25 protein-coding genes are annotated in these 25,497 nt (G+C 70.5%); 15 read left to right on the top strand and 10 right to left on the bottom strand.

Annotation, left to right across the window (positions count from 1 at the left end; translation table 11 throughout):
* A partial coding sequence (locus CQ393_RS07960) for a glucokinase (protein ID WP_343199836.1) occupies nt 1-308 on the bottom strand: 308 nt, incomplete at its 3' end.
* A 367-nt stretch (nt 309-675) separates the two neighbouring features.
* Here CQ393_RS07960 and CQ393_RS07955 point away from each other — a divergent pair.
* The 6 genes from CQ393_RS07955 to CQ393_RS07930 all read left to right on the top strand — a co-directional run bounded on the left by CQ393_RS07955 (nt 676) and on the right by CQ393_RS07930 (nt 8,501).
* Entirely contained in the window at nt 676-1,959 is a 1,284-nt protein-coding gene (locus CQ393_RS07955; RefSeq protein WP_153191022.1) for a sugar MFS transporter, read from the top strand.
* A gap of 43 nt (nt 1,960-2,002) precedes the next feature.
* Entirely contained in the window at nt 2,003-3,079 is a 1,077-nt protein-coding gene (locus tag CQ393_RS07950) for a LacI family DNA-binding transcriptional regulator (RefSeq protein WP_055772642.1), read from the top strand.
* Nucleotides 3,080-3,086: 7 nt separating this feature from the next.
* Nucleotides 3,087-4,112 (top strand): SIS domain-containing protein, encoded by a 1,026-nt coding sequence (locus CQ393_RS07945; RefSeq protein ID WP_153191021.1) that lies wholly within the window; start codon nt 3,087-3,089, stop codon nt 4,110-4,112.
* A gap of 306 nt (nt 4,113-4,418) precedes the next feature.
* Nucleotides 4,419-5,558, top strand: coding sequence for an N-acetylglucosamine-6-phosphate deacetylase (gene nagA / locus CQ393_RS07940; RefSeq protein ID WP_153191020.1), 1,140 nt, complete (start codon nt 4,419-4,421; stop codon nt 5,556-5,558).
* Nucleotides 5,559-6,260: 702 nt separating this feature from the next.
* Nucleotides 6,261-7,349 (top strand): heparan-alpha-glucosaminide N-acetyltransferase domain-containing protein, encoded by a 1,089-nt coding sequence (locus CQ393_RS07935; RefSeq protein WP_153191019.1) that lies wholly within the window; start codon nt 6,261-6,263, stop codon nt 7,347-7,349.
* A 6-nt stretch (nt 7,350-7,355) separates the two neighbouring features.
* On the top strand, nt 7,356-8,501 hold the full coding sequence (locus CQ393_RS07930) for a S41 family peptidase (protein ID WP_153191018.1): 1,146 nt from the start codon (nt 7,356-7,358) through the stop codon (nt 8,499-8,501).
* 10 nt (nt 8,502-8,511) lie between these two features.
* Here CQ393_RS07930 and CQ393_RS07925 read toward each other — a convergent pair whose 3' ends face one another.
* The gene (locus CQ393_RS07925) at nt 8,512-9,738 is read right to left on the bottom strand and encodes a multifunctional CCA addition/repair protein (RefSeq protein WP_153191017.1); all 1,227 of its coding nucleotides are present in this window, start codon (nt 9,736-9,738) and stop codon (nt 8,512-8,514) included.
* A 125-nt stretch (nt 9,739-9,863) separates the two neighbouring features.
* On the bottom strand, nt 9,864-11,810 hold the full coding sequence (locus tag CQ393_RS07920; protein WP_153191016.1) for a transglycosylase SLT domain-containing protein: 1,947 nt from the start codon (nt 11,808-11,810) through the stop codon (nt 9,864-9,866).
* A gap of 169 nt (nt 11,811-11,979) precedes the next feature.
* Here CQ393_RS07920 and CQ393_RS07915 point away from each other — a divergent pair, with 169 nt between their 5' ends.
* Nucleotides 11,980-12,387: a biopolymer transporter ExbD gene (locus CQ393_RS07915; RefSeq protein WP_153191015.1), complete on the top strand. Its 408-nt coding sequence runs from the start codon at nt 11,980-11,982 to the stop codon at nt 12,385-12,387.
* A 144-nt stretch (nt 12,388-12,531) separates the two neighbouring features.
* Entirely contained in the window at nt 12,532-13,410 is an 879-nt protein-coding gene (locus CQ393_RS07910; protein WP_153191014.1) for an EamA family transporter, read from the top strand.
* 140 nt (nt 13,411-13,550) lie between these two features.
* On the opposite strand, the gene CQ393_RS07905 is transcribed toward CQ393_RS07910, so the two are convergent.
* From CQ393_RS07905 to CQ393_RS07890, 4 genes are all read right to left on the bottom strand, one after another.
* Nucleotides 13,551-14,288 (bottom strand): endonuclease/exonuclease/phosphatase family protein, encoded by a 738-nt coding sequence (locus CQ393_RS07905; protein WP_153191101.1) that lies wholly within the window; start codon nt 14,286-14,288, stop codon nt 13,551-13,553.
* A 65-nt stretch (nt 14,289-14,353) separates the two neighbouring features.
* Nucleotides 14,354-15,184: a thiol:disulfide interchange protein DsbA/DsbL gene (locus tag CQ393_RS07900; protein WP_153191013.1), complete on the bottom strand. Its 831-nt coding sequence runs from the start codon at nt 15,182-15,184 to the stop codon at nt 14,354-14,356.
* A gap of 120 nt (nt 15,185-15,304) precedes the next feature.
* The gene (locus CQ393_RS07895; protein WP_153191012.1) at nt 15,305-15,952 is read right to left on the bottom strand and encodes a thiol:disulfide interchange protein DsbA/DsbL; all 648 of its coding nucleotides are present in this window, start codon (nt 15,950-15,952) and stop codon (nt 15,305-15,307) included.
* A gap of 89 nt (nt 15,953-16,041) precedes the next feature.
* Entirely contained in the window at nt 16,042-16,827 is a 786-nt protein-coding gene (locus tag CQ393_RS07890; RefSeq protein ID WP_153191011.1) for a c-type cytochrome, read from the bottom strand.
* Between the two features lie 127 nt (nt 16,828-16,954).
* Here CQ393_RS07890 and yihA point away from each other — a divergent pair, with 127 nt between their 5' ends.
* The gene (gene yihA, locus CQ393_RS07885; RefSeq protein ID WP_153191010.1) at nt 16,955-17,554 is read left to right on the top strand and encodes a ribosome biogenesis GTP-binding protein YihA/YsxC; all 600 of its coding nucleotides are present in this window, start codon (nt 16,955-16,957) and stop codon (nt 17,552-17,554) included.
* A 155-nt stretch (nt 17,555-17,709) separates the two neighbouring features.
* Here the strand turns inward: yihA and CQ393_RS07880 are convergent, their stop codons facing one another.
* From CQ393_RS07880 to CQ393_RS07870, 3 genes are all read right to left on the bottom strand, one after another.
* Nucleotides 17,710-18,675: an MBL fold metallo-hydrolase gene (locus tag CQ393_RS07880; RefSeq protein WP_153191009.1), complete on the bottom strand. Its 966-nt coding sequence runs from the start codon at nt 18,673-18,675 to the stop codon at nt 17,710-17,712.
* Nucleotides 18,676-18,776: 101 nt separating this feature from the next.
* A complete protein-coding gene (locus tag CQ393_RS07875) occupies nt 18,777-19,610 on the bottom strand; it encodes a helix-turn-helix transcriptional regulator (protein WP_153191008.1) in 834 nt (277 codons plus the stop codon).
* Nucleotides 19,610-20,314: a VIT family protein gene (locus CQ393_RS07870; protein ID WP_153191007.1), complete on the bottom strand. Its 705-nt coding sequence runs from the start codon at nt 20,312-20,314 to the stop codon at nt 19,610-19,612. The genes CQ393_RS07875 and CQ393_RS07870 overlap by 1 nt, the downstream gene beginning before the upstream one ends.
* 285 nt (nt 20,315-20,599) lie before the next feature.
* Between CQ393_RS07870 and CQ393_RS07865 the strand changes: the two genes are divergently transcribed.
* From CQ393_RS07865 to CQ393_RS07840, 6 genes are all read left to right on the top strand, one after another.
* The gene (locus CQ393_RS07865; RefSeq protein WP_306767953.1) at nt 20,600-22,015 is read left to right on the top strand and encodes a glutamate--cysteine ligase; all 1,416 of its coding nucleotides are present in this window, start codon (nt 20,600-20,602) and stop codon (nt 22,013-22,015) included.
* A gap of 53 nt (nt 22,016-22,068) precedes the next feature.
* Nucleotides 22,069-22,704 carry a glutathione S-transferase family protein gene (locus CQ393_RS07860; RefSeq protein ID WP_153191006.1) on the top strand — a complete coding sequence of 212 codons (636 nt, stop codon included), beginning with the start codon at nt 22,069-22,071 and terminating at the stop codon, nt 22,702-22,704.
* A gap of 152 nt (nt 22,705-22,856) precedes the next feature.
* Nucleotides 22,857-23,099 (top strand): hypothetical protein, encoded by a 243-nt coding sequence (locus tag CQ393_RS07855; RefSeq protein WP_153191005.1) that lies wholly within the window; start codon nt 22,857-22,859, stop codon nt 23,097-23,099.
* 509 nt (nt 23,100-23,608) lie between these two features.
* On the top strand, nt 23,609-23,884 hold the full coding sequence (frmR, locus tag CQ393_RS07850) for a formaldehyde-responsive transcriptional repressor FrmR (RefSeq protein WP_055772201.1): 276 nt from the start codon (nt 23,609-23,611) through the stop codon (nt 23,882-23,884).
* Nucleotides 23,885-24,040: 156 nt separating this feature from the next.
* The gene (locus tag CQ393_RS07845; protein WP_153191003.1) at nt 24,041-25,150 is read left to right on the top strand and encodes an S-(hydroxymethyl)glutathione dehydrogenase/class III alcohol dehydrogenase; all 1,110 of its coding nucleotides are present in this window, start codon (nt 24,041-24,043) and stop codon (nt 25,148-25,150) included.
* Between the two features lies 1 nt (nt 25,151).
* Nucleotides 25,152-25,490 (top strand): DUF3658 domain-containing protein, encoded by a 339-nt coding sequence (locus tag CQ393_RS07840; protein ID WP_153191002.1) that lies wholly within the window; start codon nt 25,152-25,154, stop codon nt 25,488-25,490.
* Nucleotides 25,491-25,497: the final 7 nt, after the last annotated feature.

Genomic DNA, 25,497 nt, shown 5'->3' with positions numbered 1-25,497 from the left:
GCCGACAGCGGCCAGGGCAGGTTGGCCGAGATCACGGTGCCGTCGGCCAGCGCGTAGCCGGCGGTGGCGATGACGCAATGCTCCACCGGCGGATGGTGGCGGACGAAATCGGAAAGGATCGCGCTCAGGCTGGCGTGGTCGGCGCAGCGGTACTTGCGGTAGGACAGGACCTCGATCGCCGCGCCTTCGCCGCTGCCGGCGCGGATCAGCCCGAGGCGCACGTGCGTGCCGCCCACATCCGCGGCGAGGAACGGCCGCGACGCACTGTCGAGCGGGAAGGTCTGCAGTGTGGGGGCGGCAGCGGTCACTCGGTTTCCCTATGGCGTTGGGGAGCGCCCGTCAGGCGCCATCGGGGGCCGAGTCTGTAATCGTTCTGACAACGATGTCAACGGATAATTGAAACTTTCGATGCTGCGCCGCAGCGACATTCTGCGCAGCGACGGCCCCTGGCTTTTTGTTGCATTCGAAAGCAGGTGCCCGGTGAATCCTGCGTTTGCAGGGCAAAGGCGTTGAGCGTCATGGCTCCGCCGCGCCCGTGCCGTTCCCGTTGCCGCCGCGCGCATGCACGCGTTGTTGACAAACCCGCCGGCGCCAAACAATAAATGTGACAACGTTGTTCCCAGTTACCACCGGTCGGCGTGAGCCGTCCCTCTCGCAGCTGCAGGAGCCTTGCCAATGTCCGCTGTTCCCGCTTCCACGCCGCGCACCGGCATGGCGTCCTCGATCGCCATCGTCGGCGGCCTGTTCTTCATCCTCGGGTTCTGTACCTGGATCAACGGGCCGCTCATCACCTTCGTCAAGCTGGCCTTCGAGGTCAGCGAGGTGTCGGCGTTCCTGGTGTTGATGGTGTTCTACCTGTCCTATTTCTTCCTGGCCCTGCCGGCCTCGGTGATCCTCAACCGCACCGGCATGAAGAAAGGCCTCGCGCTGAGCCTGGCGGTGATGGCGGTGGGCGCCATGCTGTTCGGACAGTTCGCGACGCAACGCTGGTTCGCCGGCGCGCTGGGGGGGCTGTTCGTGATCGGCGGCGGCATGGCGCTGCTGCAGACGGCGGTCAACCCGTACATCTCCATCCTCGGCCCGATCGAGGGCGCGGCCCAGCGCATCGCGCTGATGGGCATCTGCAACAAGGTCGCCGGCATCCTCGCGCCGATCGTGATCGGTTCGCTGGTGCTGCACGGCATCGGCGACCTGGACGCACAGGTGAAGGTCGCCGATGCGGCGACCAAGGCGCAGCTGCTCAACGATTTCGCCGCCAAGATCCACACGCCGTACATGGTCATCGCCGGCGTCCTGCTGCTGGTGGCGGTGGGCGTGCTGTTCTCGCCGCTGCCGGAAGTGCGCGCGGCCGAGGCCAATGCCGGGGCCGCGGGCGGCGCGCCGGAAAAGCGCAGCGTCTTCCAGTTCCCGCACCTGTGGCTGGGCGTGTTGTGCCTGTTCGTCTATGTCGGCGTGGAAGTGATGGCCGGCGACGCCATCGGTACCTATGGCCATGGTTTCGACCTGCCGCTGGACCAGACCAAGCTGTTCACCTCCTATACGCTGACGGCGATGCTGGTCGGCTACCTGGTCGGGCTGGTGCTGATCCCGCGCTTCATCTCGCAGGAGCGCTGGCTGGCGGTGTCGGCGGTGCTCGGCGTGGTGTTCAGCCTGGGCGCCTATTTCACCCACGGCTACGTCTCGGTGGGCTTCGTGGCCGCGCTGGGCTTCGCCAACGCGATGATGTGGCCGGCGATCTTCCCGCTGGCGATCCGCGGCCTGGGGCGCTTCACCCAGACCGGCTCGGCCCTGCTGGTCATGGGCATCGCCGGCGGCGCGATCATTCCGCAGGCGTTCGCGGTGCTCAAGCAGCACTTCGATTTCCAGCTGGTATTCGCCGCGCTGATGGTGCCGTGCTACCTGTACATCCTGTACTTCGCTGTCAGCGGGCAGCGTGCGGGTCGCGCGCATGGCGGCTGAATCGAGCATCATGGCGGACAGTCAGTCCAGGCAGGAAACCGTCATGCGCAGGCCCACCATCAAGGACGTCGCCGAGCGGGCGAAGGTCTCGCTCAAGACGGTATCGCGGGTCATCAACAACGAGCCGTCGGTGATGCAGGCCACCCGCGCGCGGGTGCTGCGCGCGGTCGCCGAACTGGACTACGAGCCGGACCCGTCCGCGCGCAACCTGCGCAGCAACACCACCTTCGTGATCGGACTGGTGTACGACAACCCGAACCCGTACCACATCATCGGCGTGCAGAACGGCGTGCTGTCGGCCTGCCGCGAGACCGGCTTCGGCCTGCAGATCCATCCCTGCGACTCGACCTCGCCGATGCTGGCCGAGGAACTGGCCGACTGGGTGCAGCGTTCGCGCCTGGCCGGGCTGGTGCTGACCGCGCCGATGTCCGAGCGCCCGGAGCTGGTGGCCGCGCTCAACGCGCGCGGCATCAAGACGGTGCGCATCATCGCTGCCACCGAGGATCCGGCCGACGGCGCCTGCGTGTTCGTGGACGACCGCGACGCCGCCTACGAGATCACCGAGCACCTGATCCAGCTCGGCCACCAGCGCATCGGTTTCCTGTGGGGCGGCCCGGAGCACCGCTCGAGCGGCGAGCGCTACGCCGGCTACGAGGCGGCGCTGAAGGACTACGGCATCAGCCTGGACAAGCACCTCGTCATCCCGGGCGACTACACCTTCGACGACGGCTTCCGCGGCGCGCGCCGCCTGCTGGCGCTGCGCGAACCGCCGACCGCGATCTTCGGCTCCAACGACGAGATCGCCGCCGGCGTGCTGGCCGCGGCCAACTCGGCCGGGCTGAACGTGCCCTACGACCTGTCCATCGCCGGCTTCGAGGACAGCCCGTTCTCGCGCCAGTCGTGGCCGGCGCTGACCACCGCCAAGCAGGCCACCGGCGACATCGCCCGGCATGCCGCGCGCCTGCTGATCAGCCAGCTGCGCACCGACGCCTACGAGGACAACCCGGTGCAGCTGCAGAACCAGGGCTTCGTGCCGCAGCTGGTGGTGCGCGGCTCCACCGCGCCGCTGCGCCAGCAGCCGCTGCGGCCGCCGTCCATTTCCCCCGATCTTTCCGAGTGAATGCCCCATGTTGCCCAGCGAGACCGAAACCCTGATGTTCAACGAGGCCGCTTCCAGCGCCTCTGTGATCGCCGCGCAGTTCGCGCGCAACCATGACGTGGTGCAGGCGCTGGCCGCCGACCTGCGGCGGAACCCGCCGCCGTTCGTGGTGACCTGCGCGCGCGGCAGTTCCGACCACGCCGCCACCTACGCCAAGTACCTGTTCGAGACGCGGCTGGGCGTGGTGACCGCCTCGGCCTCGCCTTCGGTGGGCTCGGTCTACGAGGCCACGCAGAAGCTGCAGGACGCCCTGTACCTGGTGATCTCGCAGTCGGGCAAGAGCCCGGACCTGCTGCGCAACGCCGAGGCGGCCAAGGCCGCGGGCGCACGCGTGGTGGCGCTGGTCAACGTCGAGGATTCGCCGCTGGCCCAGCTCGCCGACACGGTGATCCCGCTGGGCGCCGGCGCCGAGCGCAGCGTGGCCGCGACCAAGAGCTACCTCGCCTCGCTGGCCGCGATCCTGCAGCTTTGCGCGTACTGGCGCGACGACCCGACCCTGATCGCCGCGCTTGCCGCGCTGCCCGGTGCCCTGACCGCGGCCTGGCAGTGCGACTGGAGCCTGCTGACCGACGGGCTGGTCGATGCGCACAACCTGTTCGTGGTCGGCCGCGGTCCCGGCCTGGCCGCGGCGCAGGAGGCGGCGCTGAAGTTCAAGGAAACCTGCGGCCTGCACGCCGAGGGCTACAGCTCGGCCGAGGTCAAGCACGGGCCGATGGCGCTGGTGGGCCGGGATTTCCCGGTGCTGGCCTTCGCCCAGCCCGACGAGACCGGCGCCGGCACGCGTGCGCTGGCCGACGAGTTCGCCGCGCGCGGCGCGCGCGTGTGGCTGGCCGGCGAGGGCGGCAACCTGCCGGTCGCGGCCGCGCCGCATCCACTGTGCGCGCCGTTGCTGACGGTGCAGAGCTTCTACCGCGCGATCAATGCGCTGGCGCTGCGCCGGGGCCATAATCCGGATCTGCCGCCGCATCTGAACAAGGTGACCGAGACGGTTTGACGGGTTTTCCTTCCCGCACTGCGGGAGAGGAGAGAGCTTTTCCCTTCTCCCTCTGGGAGAAGGTGCCCCGAAGGGGCGGATGAGGGCAGGGATGAAGCCGCGTGTGTCCAGGCATGGCGGAGGCTTCGCCCGACCCTTTTCCCACCCCCCGCTCCGCGCCCCGGCCCACGCCAGCGGCGTGGGCGCTCCAGGGCACGCGCGCCAGTGGCGCGCAAGCCGTGCCTTCTCGCCCCGGTGGGAGAGGGGCTTTGCATTCCCAGCCTTCCCGCTGGCCTTGACAGCGGGAGGCAACCCGGAAACGGAAAGATGACCAGCTACGCATTGACCAACGCCCGCGTCCTGGGCAACGACGACTTCCACTCCGGCCATGCGGTGCTGGTGCAGGACGGCAGGGTGGCCGCCGTCCTGCCCGAGGACTCGCTGCCGGCCGGCGTACCGCGGCACGACCTCGGCGGCGGCTGGCTGCTGCCGGGGTTCATCGACGTGCAGGTCAACGGCGGTGGCGGCGCGCTGCTCAACAACACGCCGGACGTGGACGCCCTGCGCGCGATGATGCGCGGGCACCGCCGCTTCGGCACCACCGGCATGATGCCGACGCTGATCAGCGACGACGCGGCAGTGATGGCGCAGGCCATCGCCGCGGTGCGCCAGGCCATCGCCGAAGGCGTGCCCGGCATCCTCGGCATCCATCTGGAAGGGCCGTACATCGCGCCGGCGCGCAAGGGCACGCACGACGCCGGCAAGTTCCGCGTGCCGGGGCCGGACGAGGTGGCGATGGTCACTTCGCTCGACAACGGCGTCACCCTGATCACGCTGGCGCCGGAACGGGTGCCCGTCGCGACCATCAGGGCGATGGTCGGCAGCGGCGCCATCGTTTGCGCCGGCCACACTGCCGGCAGCTACGAGGAAACCCGCGCCGGGCTGGATGCGGGCATCACCGGCTTCACCCACCTGTACAACGCGATGACCCCGCTGCAGGGGCGCGAGCCCGGCGTGGTCGGCGCGGCGCTGGAGGACCCGCACAGCTGGTGCGGGGTGATCGTCGACGGCGTGCACGTGCACCCGGGCAGCCTGCGCGTGGCGCTGGCCGCCAAGCCGCGCGGCAAGGTGCTGCTGGTGACCGACGCGATGCCGATGGTCGGCGCGGACGATCCCTCGTTCGAGCTGTACGGCGAGGTCATCACCGCCGTCGACGGCGTGGTGCGCAATGCCGCCGGCTCGCTGGCCGGCTCGGCGCTGGACATGGCCACCGCCGTGCGCAACACCGTGGACCTGCTCGGGTTGCCGCTGGCCGAAGCCGCGCGCATGGCCTCGACCTATCCCGCGCAGTTCCTGCGCCTGGACGACCGCTATGGGCATATCGCGGCGGGCTACCAGGCGGATTTCGTGCTGCTGGACGATGCCTTGCAGGTGCAGGCCACCTGGATTGCGGGTCAGCGGGAGTGAGCCTTTGTTTCATGCGCTCGCCGTTGTTTTGAGAACGCGTGCGGGTCACGTCCTCCACAGGGAGGAGAGCCGGGTCCGGCGGAATTTGAACGTCGTGGAATCTGCCTGGTTTTCCTCCCTTGAGAGGAAAGCAAGGCGAAAGCTTTCACTCCTGCCTGCAGGAGCGGGTCACGTTGACCAGCCATCCGGCTGTTGAAAAGGCGCATCTTTGCTCGTGCAAAGAAAAGTAACCAAAAGCGGTGCTTTTCAACTGCCGGATGGCTGGTCAAGCACCGCCTGCGTCCCCGCCCGACGCGCCGTGCGCGCCGGGTCCACTCCGCCGATGGGATTATTTTTCGACACGACCCGGCTGCGATGCAGCTGGGGCCGGGACAGTCGCCTAACGGCGCCAGCCGCTCACCGAGGCGGAGCAGCGCTTCGCCGCTTTCCGGTTTGCCCCTGTCGTGTCGAAAAGGACGTGCATCCATGCACGTTGCCCCTATGGGATCTTGTCCATCGGCTCCGTCGCTGCGGACGGAATCCCGGAAGGTCAAAATCATGGGCAACAGCAACAGCAACAGCAACAGCAACAGCAGAGCAACACGCTTCGGCCCGTTGTTCCCATGAAAGTGGAAGTGGTTTTCAACAGCCGGAAGGGCCGGTCAATCGCTTCTCAACGCATCGCCATCAGCCTCTGACACCTGATCGCACGGGACACCCTCGATGACCAGTTCCCCATCCAGCCATGTACCCGCCCGCTACGCCTCGGTCGACGCCCTGCGCGGCATCACCGTGGCGGCCATGCTGCTGGTCAACAACCCGGGTACGTGGAGCCATGTCTACGCGCCGCTGGAACACGCGCAATGGAACGGTTGCACGCCCACCGACCTGGTGTTCCCGTTCTTCCTGGTGATCGTCGGGGTGTCGATCGCGCTGGGCGTGGTGCCGCGCGTCGAACAGGGCGCTGACCGCGCCGCCTTGACCCGCACCGTGCTGGTGCGCGCGCTGCGCATCGTTGGCCTGGGCATGCTGCTGCACCTGCTGGCGTGGTGGTGGCTGGACCTGGCGCATTACCGGCCGCTGGGCGTGCTGCAGCGCATCGGCGTGTGCTTCGCCGTCGTCGGCACGATGGCGATCTGGCTGCGCGCGAACGCGCAGCGTGCCTGCCTGCTGCTGTTGCTGGGCGGATACGCGGCGCTGCTGGCGGCGGGCGGCACGCTGGAGCCCTGGCACAACCTGCCCAGCCGCGTGGACACCGTCCTGTTCGGCGACATGGCCTACAAGTACGACGCCGCCACCGGGCTGGGGCACGATCCCGAAGGACTGCTTTCCACACTGGGTGCGCTGGCCTCGACCCTGATCGGCCTGCGGGCCGGCGCGCTGCTGCGCAGCGGCCGCCCGGCGCGCCTGCTGCTGGCCGCCGCCGCGCTGCTGGCGCTGGGCGCGCTGTGGTCCACCTGGCAACCGCTCAACAAGAACCTGTGGACGCCGTCCTACGTGCTGTGGACATCCGGTTGGGCGTTGGGTGCGCTGTGGCTGGCGCACATGCTCATCGACCGCGTGCAATGGCCGCCGCTGGGCCGGCGCTTCGGCGCCAACGCCATCACCGCCTACGCCGGTTCCGGGGTGATGGTGCTGGCGATGCTCGGCACCGGCAGCTGGGGCTGGCTGTACGGCAACGTGTTCGACCGCTGGATCACGCCGCTGGCCGGCGCGCAGGCCGCTTCGCTGGCGATGGCGATCGCCTTCGTCGCGGTCTGGTGGCTGCCGATGTGGTGGCTGGACCGGCGGCGGATCTATCTGAAGATCTAGGCGCGCGTGCAGGGCAAGGGATCCGTTCTATCCTGCACCGATCCGATCCAGGGGAGGGAAACCACGATGCGCAGGAAGCAGAACGGTGTGATGGTGTGGACCACGCTGGCGGCGATGCTGCTGGCCCTGCCGGCCGCGGCGACCCCGGTGCCGTCGTTGCCGGCGCGGGAGCAGATGCTGGGCCTCCTGGAGCACAAGGCGCTGTATCGCGACCGGGTCGACTGGGCGGTGCTGCGCCGCGATCTTGCTGCCACCGACGATCCGGACCGGCAGCGCAGGTTGCTGTCCGATGCCATCAACCGCGCGACCGCCGGCCATGGCGGGTGGATGTCGGCCGAAGAGGTGCGCGAGGGATACCGGAAGCGGGCAGCGGGGCCGGGCATGGCTCCGGCCGCCGCTGCCACCGAAGGGCCGCAGGCTCATCCGATCGACGCCCGGCTCGGTCTGATCCGCGTTGCTCCCTACCTGCCCGACCCCGGACTCCCGCGCGAGCAGCAGCGGGCCGCCGAGCGGCAAGAGGCGCAACGCCTGCAGGACCTCCTCTGGCGCCAGGACGATGGCAGCCGCTGCGGCTGGATCGTGGACCTGGGCGACAACACCGGCGGCAACATGTGGCCGATGCTGCTGGGCGTGGGCCCGTTGCTGCGCGGCCGCGCCGATGGGCCGGACGTCGTCGGGCATTTCTTCGACGGTGCCGCGCTGCAGCCCTGGCGGTACCGGGAGGGCGCGGTATGGGTGGGCGATGCGCCGAGACTGGCACCAGACGATACGGCCCGTCGCCCGCGCAGGCCGGACGCGCCGGTCGCGGTGCTCCAGTCCGGCCGCACCGCCAGTTCCGGCGAGGCCATCGTGCTGGCGTTTCGCGGGCGACCGCACAGCCGCAGTTTCGGCACGCCGACCATGGGCTATTCCACCGGGAACGTGCCGGTGACGCTGGTCGATGGCAGCACCCTGCTGCTGACCGGCACGGTGATGAAGGACCGCAACGGCATCGGCGGCGGCAGCCGCATCGTTCCCGATGTCACCGCGGCGCAGCGCGCCGACGCGATGCGGCTGGCGCAGGCATGGCTGCTGGCGCAGCCCGCCTGTGGCGGGAATCCGACGGGAAATGCAGGGCCAGGCGCGCGGCCGTCGTGGAAAACCGTCCCCTGAGCGGTTTTCCCTATGCCCGGCGCGCCGTGCCGATCGCTTCGATCCGTGCCTTCTTCAGGGCTTCGCCCACCGCCGGGCCGCTCAGGTCCCCGGCGGCGAGGTCGCGTGCGTTGACCGCCAGCGCGGCGGCATGCAGGCGCAGCAGCGTGGCGCGCTGCGGGTAGTCGCTGTCCTCGAAGCCGAGCCGGCCGCGCTTGTCGCATTCGCAGGCCAGCGCCATCTGCGCGATGCGTTCGGGACGGCGGAAGCCGTCGCAGCGCTGGATCAGTTCCAGCACCGTGGCATCGCGCAGTTCGTCGATGCGGTGCACGTTGAGGTGTTCGCGGCACACCGCCTCGGCCAGCTGGCGGTGGTCGGCGGGAATCTTCAGGCGCTCGCACAGCGCGGCCAGCGGCTTCAGTCCACGCTGCTCGTGCATGACGTGGCGCGGCAGCTGGTCGGCCGGCGTGAGCGCCTTGCCCAGGTCGTGGGTGAGCGCGGCGAAGCCGACCAGGTCGTCGCCCGGCGCCAGCCGCGCGGCCATGTCGCTGACCATTTCCTGGTGCGTGCCGGTGTCCACTTCCGGATGGAACTCTGCGCGCTGCGGCACGCCGTACAGCGCTTCCAGTTCCGGCAGGATCGGCGCCAGCGCACCGGTGTCGTGCAGCGTGCGCAGGAACGCGGAAGGGCGCGGCGCGCGCAGCGCCTTGCGCAGTTCCTGCCAGATGCGCTCGGGCACCAGCGCGTCCAGTTCGCCGCTGGCGGCGATTTCCCGCATCAGCGCACCGGTTTCCGCGGCCAGGGTGAAGCCCAGCGGCGCCAGGCGCGCCATGAACCGCGCCGCGCGCAGCACCCGCAGCGGGTCCTCGACGAAGGCCGGGCCGACGTGGCGCAGCACGCGCGCCTGGATGTCGCGCACGCCGCCCCAAGGGTCGACCAGTTCGCCGGTGTCGCCGTCGCGGGCGATGGCGTTGACGGTGAAGTCGCGGCGCTGCAGGTCCTGCTCCAGCGTCACCGACGGATCGGCGTCGACCACGAAGCCGCGGTAGCCGCGCCCGCTCTTGCGCTCGGTGCGCGCCAGCGCGTGTTCCTCGCCGCTGTGCGGATGCAGGAATACGGGGAAGTCGCGGCCCACCGGCTTGTAGCCGGCGTCGAGCATGCGCTGCGGGGTGGCGCCGACCACGACCCAGTCGCGGTCGCCGTGCGGCAGGTCGAGCAGTTCATCGCGGATCGCGCCGCCTACGAGATAGGTCTTCATGCGGGAATGATGCCGGAAGCGGAGGCTGTTGCCCTCCCGTAGGAGCGACTTCAGTCGCGATGGGGCTTCACCGGTAGAGCCCCTCGCGACTGAAGTCGCTCCTACGGGGAGCGGGTGCCCGGCCCTTATCCGGCCGGGCAGGCGAACTTCTTGCGCGTGTCCGCTCGCTGCCCGCGCATGCGGTCGCTCAGCGGCAGCGCGTCGCCGCCCAGGCGCCAGTCGTAGATCACGCTGAAGGCCAGCACGCGCGCGACGTACTCGCGGGTTTCCTTGTAGCTGATGGTCTCGATCCAGAAATCCGGATCGAAGCCGGGGCGCTGCGACTGCCAGCGCGCGGTCGGCGTGGGCCCGGCGTTGTAGGCGGCGATGGTCACGTAGGGCAGGCCGTCGTACTTGTCCAGCAGCTGCCGCAGGTAGGCGCTGCCGATGGCGATGTTGGTGTCCGCGTCGTACAGGCTGGCCGCGCCGCCGTAGCCGGACAGGCCGATGCGCTTGGCCACGTCCGCGCCGGTGGCCGGCAGCACCTGCATCAGGCCCATGGCGTTGGCCGGCGAGCGCGCATTCGGGTTGAAGACGCTCTCGGCGCGGATCTCGGCCGCGACCCAGGCCGGATCCAGCGCGTTGCGCGCGGCTTCGCGGCGGATCGCGTCGTCGTGGTGGAGGGGGAAGCGCAGCGCGTACAGGCGCATTTCCTGCGCCCCCTTCAGGCCGAATACCGCGCGGTCGAACCAGCCGCCTTCGCTGGCCACTTCCACGGCCAGCCGGCGCTGGGTGTCGTCAAAGCGCGACAGCGCGTCGGCCCATTCGCGCGTCGCCCAGGCCGCGCGGTCGATGCGGAACAGCTCCAGCGCCCGCACCAGCGCCGGGTCGCGCGCCACGGCCGCGCGCGCCTGCGCGCCGTCGCCGGGATTCCAGGGACACAGCGCGTACGGCTGCCGCAGCTTGTCGGCGGCGAGGAAGCCGTGGAAGGTGGGTTCGGCCGCGGCGGCGCGATAGAGCGACACCGCTTCGGCGGCCTTGCCGGTTTTTTCCAGCAGGCGCGCCTCGAACCAGCGCCAGCGCGAATCGCCGCGCTGGCTGGCGGGCATCGCGCGGATCGCGGCCAGCGCCGAAGGCCAGTCGCCGCGCGCCATCGCCTCGCGCGCGCGCCATTCGTGCAGGCGTTCGTCGTAGGCCGATTCCGGCACCGCGGCCAGTCGCCGCGCCGAATCCGGCAGGTAGGACGCCACCGTCCACAGCGCGATCTGGTAGCGCACCTGCGCCTGCTGCGCGGCGTCCAGGCCCAGCGCCTGCGCGTACTGTGGCAGTTGCCGCTCGGCGGCATCGGGATCGGTCCGTGCCAGCTTCGCCAGGCCGTCGGTGACGATGCGGCGGCTGCGTTCGGTCTTCGGCCACTTCAGGGCGCGCGCGTCGGGCTTGTCGACGAAGGCGGCGTAGTCGTTGGCCTGCGCCAGTTCGGCGGTGGGCAATCCGCGCGCGGCCGCGCGCATCACGCCGGGTTGCTGGGCATCGGCGGCGGCGTCGATGCGCTCCCAGCGCACCGCCGGCGTCAGCCCGCCGCGGTCGGCCAGGCCGGCGAACACCGGATCGCAGGCATCGGGCAGGGACTTGCCGCTGCGGCGCCACAGCGCCTGCGCGTCGCTGCTCCATTTCGCATCGGCCTTGCCGGTGGCCAGGCGTGCATTGAGTTCGGCGCACTGCAGGCCGGGGTCGCTGCTCGGCTGCCAGTTGGCCAGCAGCGTCGGCCAGTCCTGGCGCCGTGCCAGCGCCGGCAACCACACGGCGCGGAATGCGTCGGCCACGGCTTGGCCCTGGTAGCGCTTGAGGAAATCCAGCGCCTTCGCGGTGTCCACGGTGTCGATGCCGCGGCGCAGCGCGCTGTATTCGAGCCAACCGTACAGCGGATGGTTGCGCAGGCCGGCGGTCGCGGCGGCGTCGAACTGGCCGCGTTCGGCGTTGTCGATGGCCATGCGCATGGCGGAACGCTGGGCGTCCAGGGTCTGCGCGCCGGTACCGGTGCAGGCCAGCAACAGGGACGCGGCGAGGGGCAGCAGGCAGGTCGTTCGTTTCATGCGGGAAAGCATAGCCGGGCCACCGTCAACACCATCGCGGCGATGCCGGCTCGCGCATGAACGCGTGCCGAAACCGCGACTGAACGCCGGCTCGATGCGCACACCGGGCGGTCGCGGGCGCGGCGTAGTGTCGATGGCGAGGCGCACCGCCTCGCCGAAGGAGCGGACCATGGCATTCAGTGCAGCAGGAAGTTCCGGACCGATCGCCGACATCAACGTCACGCCGCTGGTGGATGTGATGCTGGTGCTGCTGATCATCTTCATCGTCACCGCGCCGCTGGTGTCCTGGCCGATTCCGGTGGACCTGCCGCAGCGCACCACCACCCCGGTGCAGCGCGTGGACCCGCCGCCGCCGATCGAACTGCGGGTGGATGCGGCCAACCAGCTCACCTGGAACGGCCAGACGTTGCCGGTCGCGGCGCTGCAGGTGCGCCTGCAGGAGCAGGCCCGGCTGCATGCCGGCAACCTGCCGGAACTGCGCATCGACGCCAGCCCCGACGCCGAGTACGACACGATGGCCAAGGTCCTGGCGGCCGCGGACAACGCGCACATCGAACGCATCGCCTTCCTGCGCTGAGTCCTTCCCTGGCGGGCCGCCTGCTGCCGCGGGCGGCCCGTCATGCCGCTGCCGACCACGACGGCGGCCACCGGGCGCAGCGGCCGCCACGGAAAGCGCTGCGCCGGGCGCGGCCGCGGGCCGCCGGCGCAATACACTACGTGCATGCAGACTTCCCGATTCGCGCCGCTGTTGCCGGCGCTGGCGGTGCTCGGCTCGGTGACTTCGCTGGCCATCGGCACCTCCTACGCCAAACATCTCTTCCCGCTGATCGGCGCCCAGGGCACCAGCGCGCTGCGCGTGGGTTTCTCGGCGCTGTTCCTGCTGCTGCTGTGGCGGCCGTGGCGCTGGCATACCAGCCGCGCCGACGGCGCGGCGATCCTGCGCTACGGCCTGACGCTGGGCCTGATGAACCTGCTGTTCTACATGGCGCTGCGCACGATCCCGTTCGGGATCGCGGTGGCCATCGAGTTCACCGGCCCGCTGACGGTGGCGATGCTGTCCTCGCGGCGGCCGATCGATTTCCTGTGGGTCGGCTGCGCGGTGGCCGGGCTGCTGCTGTTGCTGCCGTTGGCCGGCGGGCCGGCACTGGACGCGGCGGGCGTGCTGTATGCGCTGGGTGCCGCGGCCTGCTGGGCCCTGTACATCGTGTTCGGCAAACGCGCCGGGCACCTGCACGCCGGCCATTCGGTCTCGCTGGGGCTGGCGGCCGCGGCGCTGGTGGTGGTGCCGGTCGGCATCGCCCATGCCGGCACGGCGCTGCTGCAGCCGTCGATCCTGCTGGCCGGGCTGGTGGTGGCGGTGGTGTCCAGCGCGATCCCGATGTCGCTGGAGATGATGGCGCTCAAGCGCCTGCCCAAGGAAACCTTCGGCATCCTGATCAGCATGGAACCGGCGGTGGCCGCGCTGTGGGCGCTGCTGCTGCTGCACGAACGGCTGGGCGGGCTGCAATGGCTGGCGATCGCCTGCACCGTGCTGGCGTCGGTGGGCAGCGCGGCGACCGCGCGCCGGTCGACGCCGGCACCCGCCGCCGTGGTGACGTGAGGGCAGCGCCGGCCGCTGGCCGGCGATCGCACGGTTTCATGCCCTGAGTCAGGGCGGCCGCGAAGCGGCAGGGCATGGAGAGCGTGAGGCCGCGCCCCGGAGATCGCATTGCAACCCCGCGGCGGCAGCGCCCGCACCGGCTAACGCAGGCTGTCGCCCGGCACTTCGACCTGCATTTCCACCGCCAGGTGGTCCGAGTGGGCAGCGGCGACGGCACCGGTCTCGAGAGTGCGCAGGCTGTCGCTGACCAGGATGTGGTCGATGGCCCGGTCCGGGCGCCAGCTGGGGAAGGTCGGCACCAGGCAGCCCGGCGGCTGCAGCCGGGTCTTGCGGTAGAGCACCTGCATTTCCGGGCGCTCGGCCTTGCAGTTGAAATCGCCCATCAGCACCGCGTTGGGGTAGTCGCTGAGCAGTTCGGCGATGAAGTCCAGCTGCGACATGCGCGAGCCCACGCCCAGCGACAGGTGCGCCACCGCCACCGTCAGCCCCTCGCGGCCGTCGCCGAAGCGCGCCAGCAGCACGCCGCGGCCGCCGATGCGGCCGGGCAGGGCGTGGTCCTGCACTTCCACCGGTTCCAGCTTGCTGAGCAGGCCGTTGGCGCTGGAGGCCACGCCGCCCATGCGCCGGTTGGGCTGGTGGCTCCAGTAGTTGAAGCCGGCGCGCTGGGCCAGGTAGTGGGTCTGGTTGGTGAAGCCCGAACGCAGGCTGCCGGGATCGGCCTCCTGCAGGCCGACGATGTCGCGGCCGCTGGCCAGCCTGGCGATGGCGTCCAGGCTGGAGCGCTTGCTGCCCGACGGCAGCGCGTGCGACCAGCTGCGGGTCACGTAGTCGCTGTAGCGGCGCGTGCTGGAGCCGGCCTGGATGTTGGCCGTCAGCAGACGCAGGGTATGGGTAGATTTCACGGCGATGGAACAAGGGCCTCGGGGACGAGGCCCTTCATACCTTACTTGGCGTTGGCGGCGCGTTCGCGTGCGATCAGGTGGTCGGCGATGCGCAGCATGTCGTCGTAGCTCTTGCCCTTGACCAGGTACTTGCCGGCGACGATCAGCGACGGCGTGCCACCGATCTTGCTGCGCTGGGCGAACTGCTTGGCGCGGTTGGTCTTGGCCACCACCGAGAAGCTGCCCATGGTGTCGGCGAAGGTCTTCGGGTTCACGCCGTACTTGCCGTAGAAGTTGGCGATGTCCTCGACCGAGTCGCGGCCCAGCTCGCCCTTGAGCGAATGCTCGACGTGGATGGCCGAGTACAGCGCGTCGTGGGTCTTCTCCTGCACGCCCAGCGCCTCGGCGGCATAGAAGGCGCGGCCGTAGTCGTCCCACATGCTGCCGAACATGGCCGGCACGTAGACGAAGCTGACGTCCGACGGCAGGCCGGCCTTCCACGGCCCGATCAGCGGCTGGAAGCGGGCGCAGGCCGGGCAGACATAGCCGAACACCTCGGCCACTTCGATCTTGCCGGTCGCTGGCTGGATCGGCTGGCCGCCTTCGATGACGACATAGTCGGTGCCGGCCACCGGCTCGGGGCCGACCAGGCGGGCCTGCGCCGGCACCGGGGTGTTGTCGGCGGCCGGTTCGGCGGCGGCTTCCTCGCCTGTGGGCGCCGGTGCGGCGGTGGCGCCCTCGGCTTCGGCAGCCGGGGCGGGCGCGGCGTCGGCGGCGCTGGCGGCCGGTTGTCCGGCGGCGGGCGCCACGGCGTCGGCGGAGCCGTCCTGCGCCTTGCAGGCCACCATCAGCGGGAGCAGGGCCGTCAGGGCCAGTACGAAACGGATCTTCATCGGTGGATCTCCAGCGGGAATTCGTCGGGTCGTCGGGCCGCCTGCGGCGGCGGCCGGACGCATGATGACATCGATGTACGGCAGCGGCTGAACCGGTCCGCGGAACGCTCCGGTACGGGTTCAGCGACGGCGGGCGGCGGCGCGCTCGCGCTCCACCAGCGCGCCGGCGATGCGCAGCTGGTCCTCGAAGCTGCGGCCCTTGACCAGGTACTTGCCGTTGACGATCAGCGCCGGCGTGCCCGGAACCCTGACGCGCACCGCGAAGGCGCGCGCGGCCTTCACCTTTTCGTCGACCTGGTCGCTGCGCAACGCATCGATGTAGCGCTGCGGCTGCACGCCGTAACCGGCGTAGAAGGTCGCCAGCTCCTGCGGCGACACGTTCTGCATCGGCAGGCTGCGCTGTTCGTGCAGGGCCTTGAACACGTCGGCGTGGCTGCGCTTGAGCACGCCGGTCTGCTCGGCGGCGTAGAAGGCGCGCGCGTAGGCGTCCCAGTGGCCGCCGAAGGCGCCCGGCACCGCGGTGAAGCGCACGTCGGCCGGCAGCTTGGCGACCCAGGTTTCCAGCAGCGGCTCGAAATGGGCGCAGTGGATGCAGGGATAGCCGAACACCTCGACCACCTCGATCTTCCCCGCCAGCGGCGCGAACGGGCCGGGCTCGGCGATCAGTTCATAGTCGCGTCCTTCCACGGGCGCGGCGGTGTCGGCGGCGCAGGCGGCCAGCGGCAGCAGGGCCAGCAGCAGGAGGAACAGGCGCGGGAAATGCTTCATCGGGAGTCTCCAGACTGGAAACAGAGACGCCGACCGCTGGGGTCGGCGTATCCGGGGAACGGGGTGCGTCGCCGCGGCGACCGGCACCGTCAGGGCTGGGAGGGCGCCGAGGCCACGCCCATGTCGTCGGCCCGGGCGTGCAGGCCCTGCACGTAGCTGGACAGCGCCTGGATCTCCTGCTCGGTCAGCCGGCTCGCCACCTGGGCCATGATCCGGAACTGCGAGGGATCGGTTTCGTGGGTCTGGCCGGCCTGGTAGTGCTGCAGGCGCTGGGCGACATAACCGGCATGCTGCCCGCCGATATGCGGGTAGGACGGACCGGGGTTGCCGGCGCCGGTCGGGCCGTGGCAGGCCATGCAGGCCGGGATCTCGCGGCTGGCGTCGCCGCTGCGGTACAGCTTCTGCCCGATCTCGTAGAACTTCATGCCCGCGTACGGGCCGTCGGCCACGGCCATGTCGTCGGCCACGCCGGCGCCGGACTTCTGCCCGGCGAAGAAGGCGCCGATGTCGCGCATGTCCTGCGCGGTCATGCCCTGCACGAACGGCAGCATGACGGCGACCGCACCCTCGGTGCGCTGGCCGCCGGCGATCAGCGCCAGCTGGCGGGCGATGTAGCGCTCGCTCTGGCCGGCCAGCCGCGGGTACATCTCGATGGCGGAGTTGCCGTCGGCGCCATGGCAGGCGGCGCAGGCCTGCGCCTTGCCCTCGCCGGCCTCGGCGTCGCCAGGCATGGTCTTGCTGAGGTCGATTTCCAGCGGCGCGGTCTGCACCGGCGCGTTGTCCGGCACGGGCGTGACCGAACTCTGCGCGAAAGCGACGACGGCGATCAGCGGGATGGCGAGGGCAGAAACGGCTAAGACACGAGCGTGGCGCATGCAGAAGCTCCGTGTGGAACGGGCCGGGCGGGTCCGCGCCGGCATCGACCGGATTATCCACGCCGTTTCATGGCAGGGTCAACGCACGGGGCGGGCGGGGAAGCCCCGGGCATGCGATCCTATGCCCATGTCACAGCTCCTAGAACGCGCCCGCTACCTGCTTTCCGCCCACAACGCCCGGCAACTGCCGGCGGACGAGGGCGCCGAAGTGGCGTTCGCCGGCCGCTCCAACGCCGGCAAGTCCAGCGCGCTCAACGCGCTGACCCGCCAGAACGCGCTGGCCCGCGTCTCCAAGACCCCCGGCCGCACCCAGCAGCTGGTGTTCTTCCAGGTCACGCCCGAGGCGCACCTCGTCGACCTGCCCGGCTACGGCTACGCCAAGGTGCCGCAGGAACTGCAGGCGCACTGGCAGGCCTTCATCGACAACTATTTCCGCACCCGCGACGCGCTCAAGGGGCTCATCGTGGTGATGGACATCCGCCACCCGCTCAAGGACTACGACCGGCAGATGCTGGCCTACGCGGTGCAGCGCGGCCTGCCGGCGCACGCGCTGCTGACCAAGGCCGACAAGCTCGGCCGCGGCCAGCAGGCGCAGACCCTGCAGAAGGTGCGCAAGGATCTGGCCGACGCGTTCGGCGACTCGGTGAGCGTGCAGGCCTTCTCCGGCGAGTCGAAGCAGGGCGTGGACGAGGCCCGCGCGGTGATCGGCGGCTGGCTGGGCCTGTAACGCCGGCGACCGGCCGGCGGCCTCCCATTCCCACATTCTGCAGATGCCGGCCCCGCAGGCCGGCATTGGCGTGCGTGACCGAAGCTACCTAATTCAGGGCGCGGTCCGCGGTTTGCGGCGCAAACCGCGGGACGTCGGCGCGGAGCGATGGCCTGTCACATCAGCGGCGAGAACTCGCCCGGTACCCAGGCGAACGCCTCGCCTTCGCGGCGCACGTGGCCGATTCCGGGGAACGGCAGGTGCGCGCCGGCCACCCACCATCGGCCCGCCGCCGCGTCGGCCATCATCCGGCGGCGGCTGGCGATGGCCGCGGCGCGGTCGCTGTCGGCTTCGTAGCTGGCGTCGGGCTGCGCGAACTGCACCGCATGGAAGTGCACGACGTCGCCCCACACCAGCAGTTGCCGGCCATCGCCGCTGTCGATCTTCCAGGAAACGTGGCCCGGCGTATGGCCGTGGCTGTCCAGCGCGGTGACGCCGGCGGGCAGCGCATCGCCTGCGGCGAAATGTCGCAGGCGCCCGGCCGCCGCGTAGGGCGCCACCGCGCTGCGCGCCATCGGGAAGGCGAAGCGCAGCGGCTGCGGCGCGCCCGCTTCGCTGGCCGGGTCCAGCCAGTAGGCGGCGTCGGCCTGCGACAACCACACGGTCGCGTTGGCGAACGCGGCCTCGCCTTGGGCGTCGAGCAGCCCGCACAGGTGGTCCGGATGGGCGTGGGTCAGCAGTACGTCGTCCACGTCGGCCGGGTCGTAGCCGGCCGCACGCAGATTGCCCAGGACCTGCCCGAGGCCGGGGCCGAAGCACTGCGCGGCACCGGTATCGACCAGGGTCAGGTGTTCGCCGCGCTGCACCAGGTAGGCGTTGACCGCAGTCTGCAGGCCCTTGCCATCCTCGGGGACGTAGCCCTGTTCGAGCAGGCGCGTGACCGCGCCGGCATCCAGCCCGGTCAGCGCCTGCCGTGGCAGGGCGACGGTCCCGTCGAACAGGGCGGTGACCTGCAGGTCGCCGATCTGCTGGTGGTAGATGCCGGGCACCTGCTGGTGCGGGACGTGGGACGTGCGGGCGTGCGCGGTACCGGCCGCCAGCAGCAGGACGATGGCCAGGGGACGCAGGGGAATGCGGGGCATGGGGAGTTCCCGGAAGGGCGGCGCTGCCGCGGAGCGGTCATGCTGCCGCGGCGTGCGTGCGCGGTCCGCTCGCAATGCGGCGCGATCCGCTCACCGCGGCCTCAGCTGTTGCCGATGGCCGACGGCTCCATGCCGTAGCGCTCCATGAAGCGCCGGTTGAAGCTGGCCAGCGAGCGGTAGCCCACCCGCGCGGCCACCGTCTTCAACGGCAGGCGCGTGGTGTAGAGCAGCTGCATCGCATGCGCCAGGCGCGCATCGCCCACCAGTTCGCGCAGGCCGAGCCGTTCGCCGGCCAGGCGCCGGCGCAGGGTGGCGCCGCTGATGCCCAGGTGCTGCTCGAAATCGCGCGATTGCCAGTGGCGTGCCGGCTGCGCGGCGACGAGGTCGCGGATGCGTTCGCCCAGGCCCGGCTCGGGCGGGACCAGCAGGCTGCCATGGCCCAGCCGGCAGAAGGCCACGGTCAGGGCGGCCAGCGCCAACCGCGCGCCGGTGTAGTCGCCGCTTTCCAGCGCCCGCCGCCACTGCAGCAGGTGCGCGCCATGGTCGGCCAGCGGCAGCCGCGCCATCGCCTCGCCCGCGTCCGGCAGCGGCCCGCTCCACAACGTGCGCGCGGCGGACAGCGCCTCGGCGCACAGCGGCACGATGGCGCTGAGGTAGAGGCCGCTGTGCGGATCGGGCAGGTTGACCACGTCGATCCGGCAGCGGCGGGTGACCAGGAACAGGTCGCCGGGCGCGAACTCCAGCGCCTGCCGCGCGGTGCGCGCCTGCTTGCGTCCCTGCAGCAGGATGGCGAACTGCGGCTGCGGGATTTCCACCGACGATGCGCCATGCCCGCGTCGCGCGGTGATGCAGGCATAGCCGTCGGCGCGCTGGCAGTCGGCCAGCGTGGCCAGTTCCGCGAGCAGGGAAGCGGTCGCCGCCGGCAGGAGCGCCATCAGCCGGCGAGGTGGGTATCGAACAGGTTGCCGATGGCCGCCGCCGCGCCCATCGCCAGCGCGCCCCAGAACATCACCCGCAGCGCGCCGCGCAGGCGCGGCGCGCCGCCGGCCTGGGCGGCCATGGCGCCGGTGATGCACAGCCCGGCCAGGGTGGAGGCGGTGGTGATCTGCGCCACGTGCGCGTGCGGCGCGAACAGGGCGGTCGTCACAGGCAATGCCGCGCCGGCGACGAAGGCGCCCGCCGACGCCACGGCCGCCTGCAACGGCCGCGCGCGCAGTTCCTCGGTGATGCCCAGTTCGTCGCGCGCGTGCGCGGCGAGCGCATCGTGGGCGGTGAGCTGCACCGCCACCTGGTGCGCGAGTTCGGGCGTCAGCCCGCGGCGCCGGTAGATGCCGGCCAGTTCCTCCAACTCGGTATGCGGATCCTCGTGCAGCTCGCGGCGTTCGAGCGCCAGGTCGGCATGCTCGGTGTCGGCCTGCGACTGCACGGATACGTACTCGCCGGCGGCCATCGACATCGCGCCGGCGACCGTGCCGGCCACGCCGGTGGCCAGTACGGTCGAGGCCGGCGCGCCGCTGGCGGCGATGCCGACCACCAGCCCGGCGACGGAGACGATGCCGTCGTTGGCGCCGAGCACGGCCGCGCGCAGCCAGCCGACGCGATCGGAGCGGTGTACTTCCTTGTGCAGGGGGCGTTTCATGGCCGCCAGTGTAGGGCGGCCGGTCGGCCATAGCTGGAATGACTCGCAGCCGCGGCTGCGAACCAGGGTCAAGTCGCTGCCGGTGGGATGCTGAAAACCGTCACCGCGACATGCCGGAAAGAGGCGCCGCGATATAGTGCGCGCTCGGAAGCTGTTCGCGATCCATCGTGAGCGAGGGCCGGCGGCCCGTGGCGGAGCGCAGCAAGCGCGGCGTATCGATACGCGTGCATTGCCGGCCGTGCGGGAGGCGGGACGAGCGCGACGGATCGCGGGCCGGTTCCCGTGATGCCGGGGGCAGCCCCCTATTTCTCCAGCCAGTCCACTGCGAGCCAGCCCTTGTCGAGCCCCAGCCACGTCGCCGATACGCCCATTACCGACCGCTCGCAGCTGGTGGAGGCGCTCGCCTCCGGCGAGAAGCCGCGCCCGCAGTGGCGCATCGGCACCGAGCACGAGAAGTTCGGGTTCCGCCTGGACGACCTGCGCCCGCCGACCTTCGAGGGCGAGCGCGGCATCCAGGCGCTGCTGACCGGGCTGACCCGCTTCGGCTGGGAACCGGTGCAGGAGAACGGCAACACCATCGCCCTGCTGCGCGACGGCGCCTCGGTGACGCTGGAGCCGGCGGGGCAGCTGGAGCTGTCCGGCGCGGCGCTGGAAACCATCCACCAGACCTGCGTGGAAACCGGTACCCACCTCAACGAGGTCGCGCAGGTGGCCGGCGAGCTGCGGCTGGGTTTCCTCGGCATGGGTTTCCAGCCGAAATGGGCGCGCGCGGACATGCCGTGGATGCCCAAGGGCCGCTACCGCATCATGCGCGAGTACATGCCCAAGGTCGGCTCGCTCGGCCTGGACATGATGACCCGCACCAGCACCGTCCAGGTCAACCTGGACTACGCCTCCGAGGCGGACATGGTGAAGAAGTTCCGCGTGTCGCTGGCGCTGCAGCCGGTCGCCACCGCGCTGTTCGCCGACTCGCCGTTCACCGAGGGCAGGCCCAACGGCTACCTCAGCTACCGCTCGCACATCTGGACCGACACCGACGCCGGCCGCACCGGCATGCTCGACTTCGTGTTCGAGGACGGCTTCGGCTACGAGCGCTACGTCGACTACCTGCTCGACGTGCCGATGTATTTCTCCTACCGCGATGGCGTCTATGTCGATGCCAGCGGCAAGTCGTTCCGCAGGTTCCTCAAGGGCGAGCTGGATGTGCTGCCCGGCGCGCTGCCGACGCTGCGCGACTGGTCCGACCACATGACCACCGCCTTCCCGGAAGTGCGGCTGAAGAAATACCTGGAGATGCGCGGCGCCGACAGCGGCCCGTGGAGCCGCATCTGCGCCCTTCCTGCGTTCTGGGTGGGCCTGCTGTACGACGACGCGGCGCTGGACGCGGCCTGGGACCTGGTCCGGGATTTCAGCCTGGCCGAGCGCCATGCGCTGCGCGACGGCGTGCCGCGGCAGGCGATGAACCTGCCGTTCCGCGGCGGCAGCGTGCGCGACCTGGCGCGGCGCGCGCTGGAGATCTCGCGCGAAGGCCTGCGCCGCCGCGCCGCGCTCAACGGCGACGGCCAGGACGAGACGCGTTTCCTCGACGTGCTGCAGGAGATCGTCGATTCCGGCAGGACCGCCGCCGAGCGCAAACTGGACCTGTTCCACGGTGCCTGGAACGGCAGCGTCGATCCGGTGTTCGGCGAGTTCGCCTACTGATGCGGCGTCGGCCGCGTTGCTAGACTGCCGGCTCCTTTCCCGGAGTCAGGCGCATGGGCAACACCGCGGACGAGATCGTCTTCTATACCCACCCGCAGTCGCGCGGCCGCATCGTGCGCTGGATGCTGGAAGAGACGGGCCAGCCCTACCGCACCGAAGTGCTGGGCTACGGCGAGGGCATGAAGTCGGCCGATTACCTGGCCATCAATCCCATGGGCAAGGTGCCGGCCATCGTCCATCGCGGCGTGGCGGTCACCGAGGCCGCCGCCATCTGCAGCTACCTGGCCGATGTCTTCCCGCGGGCCGGGCTGGCGCCGGCGCTGGACGACCCGCTGCGCGGCAGTTACTTCCGCTGGCTGTTCTTCGCCGCCGGCCCGGTCGAGGCGGCGGCCAGCGCCAAGGCGCTGGGCCTGCTGGCGCCGCCGGAAAAGGCGGGCCTGGTGGGCTACGGCAGTTTCGACCAGATGGTCGACACGCTGGAGAAGGCCGTCGCCGGCGCCGCGCCGTGGCTGCTTGGCGAACGTTTCAGCGCCGCCGATGTCTACCTGGGCAGCCAGGTGCTGTGGGGCATGATGTTCAAGACCCTGCCCGAGCGGCCGGCCTTCGCCGACTACGGTGCACGCCTGCGCGCGCGTCCGGCCTGGCAGCGCGCCACAGCGCTCGACGACGCGCTGGTGGCCGGCGGCTGAGCCGCCGACCGCGCGGTCGCACGGCGGCTTGACCCCGGTCAGGGCGGACGCCGCTGCGGGCACGCAGTATCGGCGGGCGGGCACGGTCGCCCGCCGCCGGGACGGCCGCGGGGCGGGCATCCGGTCGCGTGCATCGCCCCGGGAGCATGTCGATGACGCAATTCAGGATTTCCCTGTCCGGCACGGCGCCGGACCTGCAGGTGCTGGAAGACGCGCTGCAGGATGCCGATCCTTCCGTCCTGCTGGACATCGAGCCGCTCAGCCGGGTGCTGCGCATCTCGACCCTGCTGGACGAACACAGCCTGCTGCCGGCACTGGGCCGCGGCGGGCTGCCGATCTCCGCCGCGCAGCTGGAGCGCGTGCCTTCGGAATGCTGCGGCGGTTGCGGCGGCTGAGCCGTCGCGGCGCGACGGCCCGGCCTTGCGTCCTGGCTTGAAGATGCGGACCTGATGCGTGCGCTGGAAAGCGGGCTCGCCGACTTCGGGGCGATCCTGTGCCGCGCCGCGCTGCGCCGCGCTGCGCCGGGTGGGACGGATGCGCGACCTGCCGCTGTCCGATGTTTTCCATGCTTCGGGGCGGATGACGGCCGGGGCGCCGTTTGCCGACCGGTTCGGCATGCGGATGTTCCGCCATGTCGGAAACGAGATGCGCGTGGCGTATCCCGGGGATATCTCCCTCCATGCTCCGTTCCGGCGATGTCTCCGATAGGAGCATGGCGGCTGGCCCCAAGCGATCAGGAGCCGCCGCCGGCATGGCCGTGAAGGCGGACGGCGCGGCCGCATGACGCTTTGCCCGTCGTCAGCCGGGCTCCGCACGGCGGGGCATCCCCTGCGCCGCTGCCGCGCGCTGGATGCGCAACGATTTTCCAATATACTGTCCCCCAGTACAGGATAGGAGCGGGCGCGTGCCGCATTCCCCCGAGGAAAAGAAGAAGGTGCTGGCGCGGGTGCGGCGCATCCGCGGGCAGTGCGATGCGCTGGAGCGCGCGCTGGAGGCCGGCGCCGACTGCGGGCCGGTGCTGCAGCAGATCGCGGCCATCCGCGGTGCCGTCAACGGGTTGATGTCCGAAGTGATGGAGGCCCATCTGCGCGAGGAATTCGGCCAGCCGGCGCAGTCGGCCGCGCAGCGCGCCGCGCGCGTGGCCGAGATGTCCGGCCTGATCCGCTCCTACCTGAAGTAGGAGCGGCTTCAGCCGCGAAGGGCTTTCGTGCGGATCCCCATGGCTGCCGGCATGGGAACCGAATGCGACGGCCCTGTTGCAACGGAAGCCGCTCGCGCAAAAACACCGGTGCATGCGGACGCACGCACCCACGAACAACCGCTACAGGAGAACCCCATGAAATCACGTGCCGCCGTCGCCTTCGGTCCCGGCCAGCCGCTGCAGATCGTCGAGATCGACGTCGCCCCGCCGAAGGCAGGCGAAGTGCTGGTGAAGATCACCCACACCGGCGTCTGCCACACCGATGCCTTCACCCTGTCCGGCGACGATCCGGAAGGTCTGTTCCCGTGCGTGCTCGGCCATGAGGGCGCCGGCATCGTGGTCGAGGTGGGCGAGGGCGTGACCTCGGTGAAGCCGGGCGACCACGTCATCCCGCTGTACACCGCCGAGTGCGGGCAGTGTCTGTTCTGCAAGAGCGGCAAGACCAACCTGTGCACCGCCGTGCGCGCCACCCAGGGCAAGGGCGTGATGCCGGACGGCACCAGCCGCTTCTCCTACAACGGCGAGCCGATCTACCACTACATGGGCTGCTCGACCTTCTCCGAATACACCGTGGTGGCCGAGGTCTCGCTGGCCAAGGTCAACCCGGATGCCAATCCGGAGCACGTGTGCCTGCTGGGCTGCGGCGTCACCACCGGCATCGGCGCGGTGCACAACACCGCCAAGGTGGCCGAAGGCGACAGCGTGGCCGTGTTCGGCCTGGGCGGCATCGGCCTGGCGGTGATCCAGGGCGCGCGCCAGGCCAAGGCCGGGCGCATCATCGCCGTCGACACCAACCCGTCCAAGTTCGAGCTGGCCCGCCAGTTCGGCGCCACCGACTGCGTCAATCCCAAGGACCACGACAAACCGATCCAGCAGGTGATCGTGGAGATGACCGGCTGGGGCGTGGACCACAGCTTCGAGTGCATCGGCAACGTCAACGTGATGCGCGCGGCGCTGGAATGCGCGCACCGCGGCTGGGGCCAGAGCGTGATCATCGGCGTGGCCGGCGCGGGGCAGGAAATCTCCACCCGCCCGTTCCAACTGGTCACCGGCCGCAGGTGGATGGGCACCGCCTTCGGCGGTGTGAAGGGCCGCAGCCAGCTGCCGGGCATGGTCGAGGACGCGATGAAGGGCGACATCGAACTGGCGCCCTTCGTCACCCACACGATGGAACTGGAGAAGATCAACGAAGCCTTCGACCTGATGCATGAAGGCAAGTCGATCCGTTCGGTGGTCCACTACTGAGATGAGCGCGATGTTCGATAAAGAAGGATTGGCCGCCGCGCTGGCCGGCATGGGCGATGGCCAGGAAGCGCGCGAGGCGGTAGCGCGGCTGCAGGAGTTCGACCGGGTGAAGATCGATCAGCTGATCCTGTCGTCGCTGGACCGGGCATGGAAGAACGCGGGCTTCGTTACCGCGGGCGTGTTGATCGCCGCGCCCGACGAGTATGAGGATATCCCCGAGGCGTACTACGCTTCGCGTGTCTGCGCTCTGGCCAACGCTTCGCGGATCGAGGTGAAGGGCGACCTGGAGGTGTTGAAGACCTGCGAGATCCGCCTTTGGCCTGCATCGGGAGTTGACTGAGATGACG

The sequence above is a fragment of the Stenotrophomonas sp. MYb238 genome (assembly GCF_009496535.1).
In the GTDB taxonomy this organism is placed as follows: domain Bacteria; phylum Pseudomonadota; class Gammaproteobacteria; order Xanthomonadales; family Xanthomonadaceae; genus Stenotrophomonas.
This window is presented reverse-complemented; position numbering and strand designations above follow the sequence as displayed.

Bases quoted from the DNA above. Each gene is read 5' to 3' on its own strand.
- CQ393_RS07955 (WP_153191022.1), top strand. From the start codon at position 676: ATGTCCGCTGTTCCCGCTTCCACGCCGCGCACCGGCATGGCGTCCTCG.
- CQ393_RS07950 (WP_055772642.1), top strand. From the start codon at position 2,003: ATGCGCAGGCCCACCATCAAGGACGTCGCCGAGCGGGCGAAGGTCTCG.
- CQ393_RS07945 (WP_153191021.1), top strand. From the start codon at position 3,087: ATGTTGCCCAGCGAGACCGAAACCCTGATGTTCAACGAGGCCGCTTCC.
- nagA (WP_153191020.1), top strand. From the start codon at position 4,419: ATGACCAGCTACGCATTGACCAACGCCCGCGTCCTGGGCAACGACGAC.
- CQ393_RS07935 (WP_153191019.1), top strand. From the start codon at position 6,261: ATGACCAGTTCCCCATCCAGCCATGTACCCGCCCGCTACGCCTCGGTC.
- CQ393_RS07925 (WP_153191017.1), bottom strand. From the start codon at position 9,738: ATGAAGACCTATCTCGTAGGCGGCGCGATCCGCGATGAACTGCTCGAC.
- CQ393_RS07920 (WP_153191016.1), bottom strand. From the start codon at position 11,810: ATGAAACGAACGACCTGCCTGCTGCCCCTCGCCGCGTCCCTGTTGCTG.
- CQ393_RS07915 (WP_153191015.1), top strand. From the start codon at position 11,980: ATGGCATTCAGTGCAGCAGGAAGTTCCGGACCGATCGCCGACATCAAC.
- CQ393_RS07910 (WP_153191014.1), top strand. From the start codon at position 12,532: ATGCAGACTTCCCGATTCGCGCCGCTGTTGCCGGCGCTGGCGGTGCTC.
- CQ393_RS07900 (WP_153191013.1), bottom strand. From the start codon at position 15,184: ATGAAGATCCGTTTCGTACTGGCCCTGACGGCCCTGCTCCCGCTGATG.
- CQ393_RS07895 (WP_153191012.1), bottom strand. From the start codon at position 15,952: ATGAAGCATTTCCCGCGCCTGTTCCTCCTGCTGCTGGCCCTGCTGCCG.
- CQ393_RS07890 (WP_153191011.1), bottom strand. From the start codon at position 16,827: ATGCGCCACGCTCGTGTCTTAGCCGTTTCTGCCCTCGCCATCCCGCTG.
- yihA (WP_153191010.1), top strand. From the start codon at position 16,955: ATGTCACAGCTCCTAGAACGCGCCCGCTACCTGCTTTCCGCCCACAAC.
- CQ393_RS07880 (WP_153191009.1), bottom strand. From the start codon at position 18,675: ATGCCCCGCATTCCCCTGCGTCCCCTGGCCATCGTCCTGCTGCTGGCG.
- CQ393_RS07875 (WP_153191008.1), bottom strand. From the start codon at position 19,610: ATGGCGCTCCTGCCGGCGGCGACCGCTTCCCTGCTCGCGGAACTGGCC.
- CQ393_RS07870 (WP_153191007.1), bottom strand. From the start codon at position 20,314: ATGAAACGCCCCCTGCACAAGGAAGTACACCGCTCCGATCGCGTCGGC.
- CQ393_RS07865 (WP_306767953.1), top strand. From the start codon at position 20,600: ATGCCGGGGGCAGCCCCCTATTTCTCCAGCCAGTCCACTGCGAGCCAG.
- CQ393_RS07860 (WP_153191006.1), top strand. From the start codon at position 22,069: ATGGGCAACACCGCGGACGAGATCGTCTTCTATACCCACCCGCAGTCG.
- CQ393_RS07855 (WP_153191005.1), top strand. From the start codon at position 22,857: ATGACGCAATTCAGGATTTCCCTGTCCGGCACGGCGCCGGACCTGCAG.
- CQ393_RS07845 (WP_153191003.1), top strand. From the start codon at position 24,041: ATGAAATCACGTGCCGCCGTCGCCTTCGGTCCCGGCCAGCCGCTGCAG.
- CQ393_RS07840 (WP_153191002.1), top strand. From the start codon at position 25,152: ATGAGCGCGATGTTCGATAAAGAAGGATTGGCCGCCGCGCTGGCCGGC.